Origin of the sequence: Vibrio sp. V19_P1S1T109 (genome assembly GCF_002241375.1) — a bacterium.
GTDB lineage: Bacteria > Pseudomonadota > Gammaproteobacteria > Enterobacterales > Vibrionaceae > Vibrio > Vibrio anguillarum.
The window spans coordinates 13,499-28,368 of record NZ_NDIM01000249.1 but is presented as its reverse complement, the minus strand read 5'-3'; the positions used below and the strand labels follow the sequence as shown (position 1 = coordinate 28,368).

Genomic DNA, 14,870 nt, shown 5'->3' with positions numbered 1-14,870 from the left:
TTCACAACGTTTCCGTTGTTCAGGGCTGCGAATTATAAGAGCATTTTCTTATGATGCAAGCCCTTACTGGCAAAAAATCTTTTTTTTTTTTTTTTGACGAAAAAGAACGCAAATATGGCGTATTAATCATAAAAACTGGTTAACACGCCATCACCAAAAAATGCCGTTCTGAAAATTAAATACTGAATATGGTCTTACGGTAGTACTGAAGCTCAGCAATAGACTCACGAATATCATCTAAAGCCAGGTGACTACCTTGCTTAGAAAAGCCATCCAATACTTCTGGCTTCCAACGGCGAGTCAGCTCTTTTAGCGTACTGACATCCACATAACGGTAATGGAAGTAGGCTTCCAGCTCAGGCATATGTTTATAAAGGAAGCGGCGATCTTGCCCAATACTGTTGCCACAAATCGGAGATTTACCTTTAGGCACCCACTTTTCCAAAAACGTAATGGTCTGTTCAACCGCTTCTTGTTGTGTCACTGAGTCATGACGTACTCGCTCGACCAAACCGCTTTTGGTATGTGTGGTGGTGCACCATTCATCCATTTTAGCCAATTCAGCTTCTGATTGATGAACAGCCAACACTGGGCCTTCAGCCAAAATGTTCAACTCACTATCAGTCACAATGGTGGCAATCTCGATAATTTTGTGAGTTTCAGGGTCTAAGCCTGTCATCTCAAGATCAACCCAAATCAAGTTTTGATCGCTAAAAGACATAAATACGTTGCCTATATTGGTTTGCAGATAAAAAAGGTACTATACCCAAATTCAGATCCCCAAGATACCTTTGGACATTGGATCCAAACGGTATGATTTTGAGTAAAATCTCAACGTTGGATCAAAACGTATCATAATCATGAAGTAGATAATCGTGGCAAAGAAAAAGAAGCTGACGAAAGGTCAAGTACGACGCGTTCGTAATAATCAGAGTAAACGACTCAAAAAAGAGGACACAGTTTCGTGGGATGAAGCCATGCTCGGCACCGCAAAAACTGGGTTAGTGATTACTCGTTTTGGCCAACATGCCGATGTTGAAGATTTAGAGACTCACACCATCCACCGCTGTAATTTACGCCGAGGCATTGAAACGCTGGTCTCAGGAGATCGTGTTATTTGGCGACCTGGACTCGAATCGATGGCGGGTATCTCTGGCGTTGTCGAAGCGGTTGAACCGCGCAAATCGGTTCTGACTCGTCCAGATTATTACGACGGTTTGAAACCAGTAGCGGCAAACATTGATCAGATGGTCATTGTGTCATCCGTACTGCCGGAACTGTCACTCAATATCATCGACCGTTATTTGATCGCTTCAGAAACCGTGAATATTGCGCCGCTAGTGGTACTGAATAAGATTGATTTACTCAGCGATGAATTGCGTAACCAATATCAAGAGTCGTTACGTGTGTACGAACGCATTGGCTACAAAGTGCTTTTTGTCAGCAAAAAAAGCGGTGAAGGGATTGCTGAGTTAGAAGCGGAACTTGGCGGACGGATCAACATATTTGTTGGTCAATCTGGCGTTGGTAAATCCAGCCTAGTGAACGCATTAATGCCAAATTTGGAAGATGAAATTGAAGAAGGTGAAGTTTCTCAAGCATCTGGACTTGGTCAACATACCACCACTGCGGCTCGCTTGTATCATATCCCTACAGGCGGTGATTTGATCGACTCGCCGGGAGTGCGTGAATTTGGTTTATGGCACTTGGAAGCTGAAGCGATCACCGAAGCTTTTGTCGAATTTCGTCCCTTCTTAGGCGGCTGTAAGTTTAGAGACTGTAAACACGCTGACGATCCGGGTTGCTTATTACGTGAAGCGGTGGAAAAAGGTGATATTAGTAACACGCGCTTTGAGAACTACCACCGAATTTTAGAAAGCATGTCGGAAAACAAAGCTAACCGCCAATATTCGCGTAACAAAAAAGCGGATTTATAAATAGCATCGAGTTTTACCCCGGCAAATGTCCGCAGACTTGATCGATAAATTTTTTATCTGTCGCCATCGAATAATCCGTAAGCAATGGTGACTAACTGCTGACATGGTGAGAGTTTTTCAGTAACATCTCGCGCCCAAAGTGAAGAACATACAGTTAACATTGGAATCAGAGACAATGGATAAAATTAAAGTTGGACTGCAATACTGGATCCCACAACATGGCTTAACACGCCTGATGGGTAAACTCGCATCAGCGAAAGCTGGCGGTCTAACCACTGCAGTCATTCGTTGGTTTATTAAACAATATAATGTCAACATGGATGAAGCTCTGCATTCAGATCCTAGCCATTTCAAAACATTCAATGAATTCTTTGTTCGTGAATTGAAAGCCGATGCTCGGCCAATCAGTGACGGTGATAGCTTAATCACCCATCCGGCCGATGCTTGCGTTAGTCAATTCGGGCCGATTCAAGATGGCAAGCTGATTCAAGCGAAAGGCCACCATTTTACAGCGGTAGAATTGCTCGGTGGTGATGCCAAGCTGGCGCAAGAGTTTGAAGATGGCGAATTTGCCACGCTTTATCTATCACCTCGCGACTACCACCGCGTACACATGCCTTGCGATGGCGTGTTACGTCAAATGATTTATGTTCCGGGCGATCTTTTCTCGGTTAACCCACTAACCGCCGAAAATGTACCGAACCTGTTTGCTCGCAATGAGCGCGTGGTGTGTATTTTTGATACTGAGTTTGGCCCAATGGCACAAGTGCTTGTCGGGGCGACCATTGTTGGCAGTATTGAGCTAGTTTGGTCAGGTACTGTCACGCCTCCGCGCGGCAATACCGTTTATCGCTGGGATTATCCAGCCCAAGGCAATACCTCTGTTGTACTGAAAAAAGGACAAGAGATGGGTCGCTTTAAGCTAGGCTCAACGGTGATCAACCTGTTTGCAAAAGATAAAATTCGCTTTGATGAGTCTATGCAACACAATGCTACAACGGTTATGGGTACTCCATACGCACAGCAACGTTAATCGCCATCTCTTAATGTTCCCTGCAAAATGCGTTAGCTCTGCATGTTCAGAGCTAACGCCTCTAGATATTTCGCTTTTTTTCTTTATTGATAAAAAACAAAGCTGCTGCATATTCCTTAGCTAAAACTCAAAATTTCAAGCCGCGTCTAAGACCTTCATTCACATATCATTTACGCTAGTTACTTCAAGTTAACCTAATGAAGGTCATGTGATATGCCTACCATGAATACGGGAATGCTGATAAAGCTTGCGATCTGCTTTTTGCTGCCCATCGGTGTTTTACTGATGCCCATTGATGCAATACCGATTGATGACTTAACCTTAATTCAACATCGATTACTGGCTATTTTTTTATTGGCTGCTCTGCTTTGGGTATTGGAGCCAGTTCCTGTATTTGCCACCTCCATTTTGATCATTGCGCTCGAATTGGTGATGATTTCAGATAAAGGCTTGCATCTCTTTCGTTCGCCACCCGCTGGGCATGATATCGGCGAGTTAATGAAGTACACCGATATTTTCAGCGCTTTCTCTTCACCGATTATTATCTTGTTCATGGGCGGCTTTGCACTGGCGATTGCTGCTTCTAAATATGAACTGGACAACAACTTAGCCCGAGTTTTACTCAAACCTTTTGGTACTCAACCCCGCTTTATTATGCTGGGGCTAATGTTGATCACTGCGGTATTTTCTATGTTTATGTCCAATACCGCGACTACTGTGATGATGCTGGCGCTGCTCGGGCCGATCGTCGCTTCAGCTCCAAAAGGGGATTTAGGCATCAAAGCCTTAGTGCTCTGCATTCCGATTGCAGCGAACACCGGTGGTATTGCCACGCCTATCGGTACGCCACCCAATGCTATCGCGCTGCAATATCTCACCGGAAGCAATAGCATTGATTTCTTTTCTTGGATGATGATGGGCTTGCCGTTTGTAATTATTCAGCTCACGTTAGCTTGGTTTTTGCTACAAAAACTGTTTCCCTCTTCAGAAAAACAGATGGTGCTGAAACTAAACGGAACATTCCAAAAAAATTGGCGTGCAATCGTGGTCTACATTACTTTTGCCGCCACCATAGTGCTGTGGATGACCACCTCTCTACACGGCATGAACACCTATGTGGTATCTATTATTCCTTTGGCGGTTTTTACACTCACCGGCATTATGGGCAAAGAGGAACTGAAACAGATCAACTGGGACGTCTTGTGGCTAGTGGCTGGCGGGATAGCGATTGGAATTGGGCTAGATAAAACAGGGCTCGCTTCAGCATTAGCTCACGCGATTGATTACAGTTCTCTATCGCCTATCTCGGTCGTCATCACCCTGTCGCTCGTTTGTTGGATCATGGCAAACTTCATGTCCAATACCGCGACCGCTAACTTACTCATGCCGATCGCCGCCGCGATTGGCACATCCATGGAAAGCTTGGCCAGTATTGGTGGTATACAAAGTTTGTTAGTGGTTGTCGCCTTTTCTGCCTCACTGGGTATGATTTTACCTGTCTCAACACCGCCGAACTCACTGGCCTATTCTACCGGGCTTATTGAGAGTAAAGACATGGCCAAAACAGGTCTGATTATTGGCGTTGTTGGCTTGTGCATTGTCTATACTGCCGCGCTATTACTAACCTAACCTTTGGTGACTGCGACTTGCATTGAGCGTCAAGACTGAATGCAGGTCGCAAAGATGAATCATTCCAGCCTAAAACTAAGTAAAAGCAAATCAACGAGATGAACAATAATCGAGCACGATCATATTAATCAAAGCTACATTCTCGTAGGATTACTCTGATTTACTTATTCATTTATCTGAAGAAACATGGAACGGCTTCATCATTTCGCTGCAACTAAGCGTAGGAGCCGTTAATTCATCTTTTTTCCGTTCTGATCTATCGACACGCTGTTGTCAAACCGTTCTAGGGGCATAACCCATGAGACATACCATCAAATTTAAAATTCAAGTGGCGATCGCCATTATCATTGCGATAGTCAGTGGCGTACAAGCTTGGATCTCCGTCAGCCAACTGCAACAGGAGACGACTCACGCCATCAATAGTGAAATGGAAAATGTCAGTCTCGCCACCAGCCGTTATATCAGTGATTGGCTCGGGATCCGTAGCAATATGATGTTGGCTAATGAATCTTTTATCGCCAGTAATGACAACGCAAATCAAGCGCTACTGGTCACCAAAAAAGGCGGTGATTTTCTTTCTGTCTATGCTGGCTTCAGTGATGGCACCATCGCTTATGGTGATAAAACCGAAGATTGGCCAAGTGATTATGATCCAAGAACGCGCCCTTGGTATAAAGATGCAATGGCACAATCGGGGCTTATAATTACCGAACCCTACCAAGATTTTGATGGCAGCATCGTAGTTAGCTTCGCCAAAGCTTTTAAAGGTCAAAAACAAGGCGTACTCGCCGCCGATTTAACGGTAACCAATCTCATTAAAGAAGTGCTGAATGTTAAACTGAACAATCAAGGTTTTGCGTTTTTGGTTGATGGTAATAACAACATTGTTGCCTACCAAGATGAAGCTTTAAGCCAAAAACCTTTAACCAATTTAAACAACGAATTAGATTCCCAGCACATGGCCAGCTTAGCCCGAGAAAATCGCGTGGATACCATCGCTTGGCCAAAGCAAGGCAACAAATTAATTTACGTCTCACAAATACCAAATACCGATTGGTTACTGGGCATTGTGGTGGACAAAGAGATGGCCTACGCCTCGGTTTCTGAGCAAATAACCTTTACCGCCATTGCCTCTTTAGTGCTCTACATTATTATCGCCAGTATCAGCACTTGGGTTGTAACCCGCTTACTGCAACCACTGCAGGTATTGTCGAACGCTTTAGCGCAATTAGCGCAAGGAGAAGGCGACCTCACCCAACGCATCGACATTCGACGCATGGATGAAATCGGTGAATTGGCCGAGAAAGTGAATCTCTTTTTAAGTCAAATGCAGGAGATGCTGAAAGGGATCGTCAGCCGTAGCCAACAACTTTCCCAGCAAGCACAAGATGCCAATGACCTTTCTGCTCAAGCTTCCATGCGAGTTGAGCACCAACAAAATGATGTCAACCAAATAGCCACCGCGATTCACGAGATGTCGGCTACCGCCGCTGAGGTGGCTAGCCATGCCGAACTGACCGCTAGCGCGTCACAAGCATCGGCCTCAGCTTGTGATGACGGGCAGGCAGTTATCAAAAAGAATCGAGATTCCATTACTCACTTAGCCAATCAGGTCGATAGTGCAGCCAAAGTGATCCGAGAGTTGGAGAGCAATGCTCAAAGTATCAACCAGATCCTATCCACCATTCAAAGTATTGCCGAACAAACCAATCTGTTAGCACTCAATGCGGCGATTGAAGCGGCCCGCGCTGGTGACCAAGGCCGTGGTTTTGCTGTGGTCGCCGACGAAGTTCGTGTGCTCAGCCAACGTACACATGGCTCAACGGAAGAGATCCGCACCATGATAGAAACCTTGCAACGCAATACTCAACATGCGGTCGAGAATATGGAAGCCAGCACCAAACTGGCCGACCACAGTGTTGACTATGCCGAACAAGCTCACGACAGTTTAGTGCGGATCACGCAAGCCATTACCGAGATCAATGATATGGCCTTGCAAATTGCCAGTGCCGCTGAAGAGCAGCGAGCCGTCAGCGAAGACATTAGCCGCAATACACAAGGTATCAAAGACGCTTCTGATGACCTTGCTAGTCAAACTCAGCAGAGCAGCCACAGCGCTCATGAAATGCATTTATCGGCAGAAGCCATGCGTAACGATATTCGCCGCTTCAAAGTGTAAATCCTCTTGGCTTGCCTCTTTTAATCACATTGAGGCAAGCCCATAAATTCCCTTTGTTTTCCCCTAGCGCTTAAGGCATATTGAGATCCTTCCCTCGTTCAAGGATGTCTACATGGGCTACGAATGGCTCGCGCTTGCTGCCGCGTTTCTTTGGGCAGTAGCCAGTTTACTGTCTGTTACTCCCGCTCGCCATTTAGGAACCTTTGCTTATAGCCGTTGGCGCATGGGCTGTACTTCTCTCATTTTAGTGAGCATGGCGCTGGCAACTGGCGGCTGGGCAACGGTAAACAGCGAGATGGTAACACCCATGATGTATTCGGGGTTGATTGGCATATTCATTGGCGATACGGCGCTGTTTGCGTGTTTAAATCGCATGGGGCCAAGACAAGCGGGTTTGCTCTTTTCCTGCCATGCCGTTTTTTCGGCCATTCTCGGCTATTTTTTATTCAGCGAAAGCATGAGCCATGCAGAGCTAGTGGGCGCGACTTTTGTCTTTTCAGGTGTTCTAACGGCCATCTTTTTTGGCCGCCGAGGGCAAAATCATAATGCATTGGAAGCAATTAAAGGTCGAGTATGGGTTGGCATTGCACTTGGCCTTATCGCGGCTCTATGCCAAGCATTGGGTGGGATCATCGCCAAACCTGTAATGCAAACGGGGATCGACCCCATCGCCGCTTCCGCGATTCGAATGCTCACCGCCTTCACCGCACACTGCTTACTGTTGGCTACTGGTGCAAAATTAGCACGCGCCACTCAAGCCATTACGCTGCCCATTTTTACCATTACTGCCATCAACGGTTTTCTTGCGATGGCGGTCGGAATGACATTAATTCTCTACGCACTGCGTGAAGGCAACGTGGGTATGGTGGCCCTGCTCTCCTCAACCACGCCCATCATGTTGTTGCCTATTTTATGGATGTATACCAAACAGCGGCCCAACCGCTTCGCTTGGTGCGGCGCACTGTTTGCCGTGCTTGGGACGGGAATTTTAGTTTATTAAATGGCGCTAAAAAGACACCGATGTTGATCAATAGGCTACCTTTATAGGCATTGATAGGGAGAATCATTGATCTTAACCTACTGCAATCGCTTCAAAGTGTAGTAAAATTACGCTAATTTCTGTTTAAGTTACTTTGAATTTGACGAGGTCATAACTATGTCAGCTAAGAAGCCAATGGCTTTAGTAATTCTTGACGGTTGGGGTTACCGTGAAGATAACGCACACAACGCAATCAGCAATGCACATACTCCAGTCATGGATAGCTTAATTGCAAACAACCCAAACACTCTGATTTCTGCTTCTGGTATGGATGTAGGTTTACCGGATGGTCAAATGGGTAACTCAGAAGTCGGTCACACCAATATCGGTGCTGGTCGTATTGTTTACCAAGACCTGACACGCATTACTAAATCAATTCTTGATGGTGAATTCCAACAAAACGAAGTGTTAGTCAACGCGATGGATAAAGCCATCAAAGCGGGCAAAGCGGTTCACCTATTGGGGCTAATGTCGCCAGGTGGTGTTCACTCGCATGAAGATCATATCTACGCTGCCGTTGAAATGGCTGCTGCCCGTGGCGCTGAGAAAATCTACCTCCACTGCTTCCTTGATGGCCGTGATACGCCACCACGCAGTGCCGAAGCCTCATTGCAACGCTTCCAAGACCTATTTTCTAAATTAGGTAAAGGTCGTATCGCCTCACTGATTGGTCGTTACTACGCCATGGATCGCGATAACAACTGGGAACGCGTACAAAAAGCTTACGACCTATTGGTTGAAGCCAAAGCAGAATTTACTTTTGATTACGCCGTGGCAGGCCTTGAAGCCGCTTACGCACGTGAAGAAAATGATGAATTTGTTAAAGCGACAGAAATCAAAGCTGAAGGCCAAGACTCTGCTGCGATTGAAGATGGCGACGCCGTGATTTTCATGAACTACCGCGCCGACCGTGCACGTGAAATTACTCGTGCCTTCATACCAGATTTCAACGGGTTTGAACGTGCAAAGTTCCCAGCAATTGACTTTGTGATGCTAACCCAATACGCCGCCGACATTCCTCTGCTGTGCGCATTTCCACCAGCATCACTAGAAAACACCTACGGTGAGTGGCTATCAAAGGCGGGTAAAACTCAGTTGCGCATCTCTGAAACAGAAAAATACGCGCACGTCACCTTCTTCTTTAACGGTGGTGTTGAGAACGAATTCCCAGGCGAAGAGCGTCAATTGGTTGCTTCACCTAAAGTGGCAACTTACGATCTGCAACCGGAAATGAGCGCGCCTGAACTGACTGAAAAACTCGTTGCGGCAATCAAATCGGGTAAATACGATGCGATTATCTGTAACTACCCGAACGGCGATATGGTTGGTCATACTGGTATTTACGAAGCGGCAGTGAAAGCATGCGAAGCGCTTGATGAGTGTATCGGAAAAGTGGTTGAAGCGATTAAAGAAGTCGATGGCCAGCTACTGATCACAGCAGACCACGGCAATGCAGAAATGATGGTGAACCCAGAAACAGGGGGCATTCATACTGCTCATACCAATCTGCCAGTACCTCTTATCTACGTCGGTAGCAAAGATCTTAAGCTAAAAGATGGTGGTAAGCTTTCTGATCTAGCACCAACGATGCTTGCTCTATCGAACATGGACATTCCGGCAGAAATGTCTGGTCAAGTGTTGTTTAAATAACTCACCAACCACGTGCTATTGAGCCTCGATAAATATCGAGGCTTTTTTTCGCCCAAGAACTCGATTTGATTGCAAGTTTTGACATAGGGCTTTCGCCTCGCGGATGGCTTTGAGTATACTGACTCACTAATTTGTCGATAGAGACTTGAAAACGGATGAGAAACAAGCCTTCACCACACCTAATTACTATAACGACTTGGTGGCATGCACTTAGCCTAGTGATGGTGTTAGGGCTAGCTTGCCTCTCCAGCTCACCGTTAATGGCTGCCACACAGCAAGAGCTAAAAGGGGTGAAAGGAGAAATTTCTCGTCAGCAGCAAGCGTTAAATAATCGACAAAAAGAGCTCGATTCGTTGCAAAATGTGCTTAAAAAGCAAGAAGTGGGTATTTCAATTCTAGAAAATCAGATCAAAAACACCAAATCAGAATTAGTAGTGGCCAACGCTAATATCGCTAAACTCAAGCAAAAGATCACGGCCTTAGAAACACAACAAACACAACAAACCGCCAAATTAGCTCAACTGTTCAAAACCTATTACGCCACTCAGCGAGCGACAGCCTCATCCAACATACTCAATAATGGCGTGGAAGAAGATCGCATCAGCCAGTATTACCAACACTTGGCGAAGGCACGCAGCCAAACCATCCAACAGCTTGAACTTACGCAAAAAGAACTCAATGAAAGTGAAAAACAGCTGCGACTTGAACGAGACCAAATCGCCTCTCTATTAGAACAGCAGACCCAAAAGCGCGCTACATTGGCAAAAACGCAGTCAGAACGACGCAGTACAGTGGGTAAAATTCAAAAAAGTATTTCCGGTGATAAAGTCTACTTAGCGGAATTGCAACGCAATGAAACGCGATTACAAGCGGAAATCGCCAAAGCAGCAAAACGTAACGCTGTACTAATGGATGGGTTAGCGCCGCAAAAAGGCAAGCTACCTTGGCCAGTCAGAGGCAAAATCCTGCATGCTTTTGGTACACGTCAAAGTGGACAAATTGACTGGAAAGGTCTAGTCATTGACGCCAATTATGGTCAAAACGTCAAAGCGGTTTATTCTGGCACGGTCGTGTTTGCTGAATATCTACGTGGTTATGGGCTGGTGGTTTTGCTCGATCATGGCAAAGGCGATATGACCTTATACGGCTTTAACCAAAGTTTGCTCAAAAAAGAGGGCGATAAAGTCACCGCTGGTGAAACCATTGCTTTAGCGGGCGACACTGGCGGTCAATCTCAGCCAGCGCTCTATTTCGAAATTCGTCGCAACAGTAAAGCCGAAGACCCAACACGCTGGCTCAGTCGCTAGCAAAACACATTCATCACCCAGTTAATCCGGGCGAGCGTTAGTGTGATGAATAGTACGCTTCTACTTGAGTAATGAATTGGGTCAATTGTCTTTTATCCAACGAATTAATACCCGCCGCTGCTTCTCGCCCGCCTCCGGTTGCAAAGGCGCTGCATAACCTATCCGCTCCCTGTTTATTGGCTAATGGAGCACGTAGCGAAACGGTATAACCACCCGATGAATTTACCGTTAAAACCATATGTGCCGCGGCAGGTGCTTGATTGGCTAGCCAATTACTAAACACACCACTCACTCGCTGTGATGATGCACAGTCTGGCAGCTCGTATACGCTCAAACAGGCACTTTTATAGATAGGCTCTAACGACTGAGCAAGCTGCATATCTTGCTCATAAGCGTGCTGCAAATGATAAAAAGGGGAGTTGTCATCCTTCATTAAATCAAACGGTGAAGGATAAACTAGCAAGGCTTGGTACAAATCAGCGGGGTGATAATGAAGCTGCTCTATCGTCTCTCCATAACCGTTATAGTTAATCAAGGTGCCTAAGTTTTTTAGTTGTTCGGCTTGAGTGGTAGTTAGCCCCGCGTTGCGCGCTAAAGTATCCGCTTTAGCAATCAAATTATCGCCATAAGCTGCCACAATCGCCCACTCATGGAACGGACCACCTAACCATTGATCAATAATTAATGCCGTACAAGTATTAGGGTCCAAATCAATATGGGCGTCAAGCAGCGGAGTCTCGGGGATTGAGCCTGCATAGTGATGATCGGCATAAAACACCGTCACCCCCGCCGCAAGAGCCTGCTGTAAAGGTCGCTGATTCTTCTCCATCGAAATATCTAACACGGTCAGACTATCTCGGGATTGAAGATTAAGACGCTGGAGCAATTTGATATCACGCTTAACCCCAGTAACTAGGGTCGTCGTGCGAGGGTAAGCAAGCCGCAGCTGAAGAAGAGAGATGATGCCATCAGCATCACCGTTAAAAACGTCATAGTGCATATCAACACCACCCTTAGAGATGTATAGCTAAGAAGCTAACAGCTTCAAAGGATTAAGAACAATACTCAAAGGTTATAACTAAGCACAGATTATGATGCGTGCATCGCCCGCACACCTTCCTCTAATAATAGAAGCTGTTCAAGACCTTGTTCCGTTGCTTTGGGTTTAACGACTGCGATCATCTGTAGCATGCCTTGATGAATCACTTGCTCGGTGATCTGCGTTTTGGAAAACATCGCTGACTGATAACTCAACCAACACGAGGCCGTCATATGGAGAGTGGTCACTAAAGATTGCATATCTTCTTTTCCGACAGACAGCAATTTCAGCTCAACAAAAGCGTGCATAATATTAATGAGATTAGTTTGCAGCTTTTCTTGTACTTGAATGTACTCACCATGTAGTACTTCATCACGCTGCAGGATTTCCGGTAAATTGGCATAGAAAAAACGGTATTTCCACATCAAAGTGAAGATCGAATCAAGATAATGCTTTAACAGAGTTAAGCTTTCGCGCTGTGCCGCAATCGGCTGAAAACGTTCGAGTAACTCTGCTGAATAGAGAGCAAAAATATCACGAACAATTTCTTGTTTATTACGAAAGTGATAATACAAATTACCTGGGCTGATTTCGATATGTGCTGCGATATGGTTAGTGGTCACCGTTCTTTCACCATGTTCATTAAACAGCGCTAATGCAGCATAAACGATCTTATCTTTGGTCTTCATCTTGTCTTATTACCTCTTTACCTCTGTGAACCTGCTCCTATCAAATAACAGGATGAGAGTGAGAAACGGTGCATTATCGGCGATAAGGCACCGCAAACCTATTATTGATGGTACGGTTTAGACAAGGCGTGCACCGCATCAACAAACATGCCCGCATTTTCCGGTGGCACATCTAAATGGATACCGTGTCCGAGGTTAAAGACATGGCCCGTTCCACCATGACCGAACCCTTCAAGAATGGTCGCCACTTCTTGACGAATACGATCATGCGGAGCATAAAGCATGGATGGGTCCATATTACCTTGCAGCGCCACCTTGTCACCGATACGCGCTTTGGCGTCGGCAATATTGATGGTCCAATCAAGCCCTACAGCATCACAACCCGTTGCAGCAATCTGCTCCAGCCACATGCCACCGTTTTTGGTAAACAGAGTGACGGGTACGCGGCGACCTTCATTTTCACGAATTAAACAATCCACAATTTTGTGCATATACTGTAGTGAAAAGAGGTTGTAGTCGCGCGGCGTCAGTACTCCGCCCCAAGTATCAAAAATCATAACAGACTGAGCACCCGCTTTGATTTGTGCGTTAAGGTATTCAATAACACTGTCTGCCAGTTTATCGAGCAAGGCGTGCAGCACGCTAGGATCGGCGTACATCATTTTTTTGATCTTAGTGAAGGCTTTTGAGCTGCCACCTTCCACCATATAAGTCGCGAGTGTCCATGGGCTGCCTGAAAAACCGATCAATGGAACTTCACCTTGTAGATCTTTGCGGATCTGGCGTACGGCATTCATCACATATTGCAGTTCGCCTTCCGGATCCGGTAAGCCAATTTTATCGACATCGGCTTTACAAGTGATCGGGCGTTCAAACTTTGGCCCTTCTCCCGCTTCAAAATACAAACCCAATCCCATGGCGTCAGGAATGGTTAAAATATCAGAAAATAAAATAGCGGCATCTAATGGAAAGCGACGTAATGGCTGTAATGTCACTTCAGAAGCTAGCTCAGCATTTTTACACAGCGCCATAAAATCGCCCGCTTCGGCACGCGTTGCGCGATACTCTGGCAGGTAACGTCCCGCTTGGCGCATCATCCATACAGGGGTGCAATCGACAGGTTGTTTTAACAGTGCACGCAAGTAGCGATCATTTTTTAATTCAGTCATTCCGTCTTCCAATTTAAAGCTTGTTATTTTTTGTGGCGTTATTCTAGCACTGAATAAGCGCCAAAAACGGTGTGCTTTGCAAGCGAGATCATGTTATTAACTTTTAAATCAATGGTTAATTTGCAAGCAACCTTTAACGGTGTTAAAAATTTGTTCGCTAGCGAAAACTATAATTATAAACTGAGTACTCTGTACTCGGCATCTCATAACGACATCTTACTTACCCCCTCCTTCACCGGAGGGTTTTTTTTAGCAATGCGGCAGTGAATCTTTCTCGATTTCGCTTAACGTGTGCTCTATTAATGCTCTGGCTATCGTACCTTCGGGGGCGACAGGAGGCAAAGCGTTTGCTAAGAACCATTGTGCGTCACTTAATTCACTGTAATCAGGTTTTATCGTGCCAGAATCATATTCCGCGACAAAGCCCATCATCATACTCGATGGAAATGCCCAAGGTTGGCTGCCAAAATAATGAATATTCTTCACATGAATTCCTGTTTCTTCAAGTACTTCACGTGCCACGCACTGCTCTAACGTCTCCCCGACCTCTAAAAAACCAGCAATGACGGTGTACATGCCGTTACGATGCCTTGGGTGCTGGGCCAATAAAATTTTATCCTGATTTCGTACCGCGACAATAATGCAAGGAAAGATACGCGGATAATGTAATGTTCGACACTCAGAACATTGCATCGCCAATTGGTTGTGGTTCAGGTAATTTCGCCCGCCACATTGTGGACAAAAACGTAACGTTTGGCTCATGTGACCATATTGAAGCGCCTTGCTGATCGCCAAAAATAGTTCTGGTTTGAGATGCAACAATTCGCGTAATGAAGTCAGTTCTCGCTCGCCATCAAGATCGGCATCATTAACCCACATCACTGGGTAACCATCACAACTATCTACCACCACCGCTTTTTCTAAAGGCAGGGAATATTCGCCCGCAGATCCTAGCGGTAACTCACCATTTATGGTCCAGATCTCACTTCCGGAAACTACACACCAATAAGCGATTTTTGTATCACTATTTTTCAACATGTTGCGACCTCTCTTCTTGCAGTTACCCCATTTTACTGGCAATCTAAATTCATACCAGAATTTGTAACGTTCCAAATTTAGTTCTATAAATTCTAGTAAGGACAATGAGTTGTATCTACGAAGTGCAACCCTACGCAAAGGAAACGGTCACCAGCTTTGTG

At 45.5% G+C, this 14,870-nt stretch carries 12 protein-coding genes; 7 read left to right on the top strand and 5 right to left on the bottom strand.

Annotated elements, in window-relative coordinates:
* Positions 1 to 175: 175 nt before the first annotated feature.
* Positions 176 to 721 (bottom strand): oligoribonuclease, encoded by a 546-nt coding sequence (gene orn / locus B9J87_RS12515; protein ID WP_010318948.1) that lies wholly within the window; start codon positions 719 to 721, stop codon positions 176 to 178.
* Between the two features lie 154 nt (positions 722 to 875).
* On the opposite strand from orn, the gene rsgA reads away from it, so the two are divergent.
* The 7 genes from rsgA (at position 876) to B9J87_RS12480 (ending at position 10,774) form a co-directional block, all read left to right on the top strand.
* On the top strand, positions 876 to 1,937 hold the full coding sequence (gene rsgA / locus B9J87_RS12510) for a small ribosomal subunit biogenesis GTPase RsgA (RefSeq protein ID WP_013857936.1): 1,062 nt from the start codon (positions 876 to 878) through the stop codon (positions 1,935 to 1,937).
* A 175-nt stretch (positions 1,938 to 2,112) separates the two neighbouring features.
* The gene (gene asd / locus B9J87_RS12505; RefSeq protein ID WP_013857937.1) at positions 2,113 to 2,970 is read left to right on the top strand and encodes an archaetidylserine decarboxylase; all 858 of its coding nucleotides are present in this window, start codon (positions 2,113 to 2,115) and stop codon (positions 2,968 to 2,970) included.
* 213 nt (positions 2,971 to 3,183) lie between these two features.
* Positions 3,184 to 4,599, top strand: a complete 1,416-nt coding sequence (locus tag B9J87_RS12500; RefSeq protein ID WP_017048339.1) for an SLC13 family permease — start codon at positions 3,184 to 3,186, stop codon at positions 4,597 to 4,599.
* Positions 4,600 to 4,897: 298 nt separating this feature from the next.
* Positions 4,898 to 6,778, top strand: coding sequence for a methyl-accepting chemotaxis protein (locus B9J87_RS12495; protein ID WP_094151036.1), 1,881 nt, complete (start codon positions 4,898 to 4,900; stop codon positions 6,776 to 6,778).
* A 112-nt stretch (positions 6,779 to 6,890) separates the two neighbouring features.
* The gene (locus B9J87_RS12490) at positions 6,891 to 7,778 is read left to right on the top strand and encodes a DMT family transporter (protein WP_013857940.1); all 888 of its coding nucleotides are present in this window, start codon (positions 6,891 to 6,893) and stop codon (positions 7,776 to 7,778) included.
* 156 nt (positions 7,779 to 7,934) lie between these two features.
* On the top strand, positions 7,935 to 9,467 hold the full coding sequence (gene gpmM / locus B9J87_RS12485) for a 2,3-bisphosphoglycerate-independent phosphoglycerate mutase (RefSeq protein WP_094151035.1): 1,533 nt from the start codon (positions 7,935 to 7,937) through the stop codon (positions 9,465 to 9,467).
* A 221-nt stretch (positions 9,468 to 9,688) separates the two neighbouring features.
* On the top strand, positions 9,689 to 10,774 hold the full coding sequence (locus B9J87_RS12480) for a murein hydrolase activator EnvC family protein (RefSeq protein ID WP_254918133.1): 1,086 nt from the start codon (positions 9,689 to 9,691) through the stop codon (positions 10,772 to 10,774).
* Positions 10,775 to 10,811: 37 nt separating this feature from the next.
* Here the strand turns inward: B9J87_RS12480 and B9J87_RS12475 are convergent, their stop codons facing one another.
* The 4 genes from B9J87_RS12475 to nudC form a co-directional block, all read right to left on the bottom strand.
* Positions 10,812 to 11,774 (bottom strand): hypothetical protein, encoded by a 963-nt coding sequence (locus tag B9J87_RS12475; RefSeq protein ID WP_017047549.1) that lies wholly within the window; start codon positions 11,772 to 11,774, stop codon positions 10,812 to 10,814.
* 89 nt (positions 11,775 to 11,863) lie between these two features.
* A complete protein-coding gene (locus B9J87_RS12470) occupies positions 11,864 to 12,502 on the bottom strand; it encodes a TetR/AcrR family transcriptional regulator (protein ID WP_013857945.1) in 639 nt (212 codons plus the stop codon).
* A gap of 101 nt (positions 12,503 to 12,603) precedes the next feature.
* Positions 12,604 to 13,671 (bottom strand): uroporphyrinogen decarboxylase, encoded by a 1,068-nt coding sequence (gene hemE / locus B9J87_RS12465; protein ID WP_094151033.1) that lies wholly within the window; start codon positions 13,669 to 13,671, stop codon positions 12,604 to 12,606.
* A 249-nt stretch (positions 13,672 to 13,920) separates the two neighbouring features.
* Entirely contained in the window at positions 13,921 to 14,847 is a 927-nt protein-coding gene (gene nudC, locus B9J87_RS12460; protein ID WP_094151032.1) for an NAD(+) diphosphatase, read from the bottom strand.
* Positions 14,848 to 14,870: the final 23 nt, after the last annotated feature.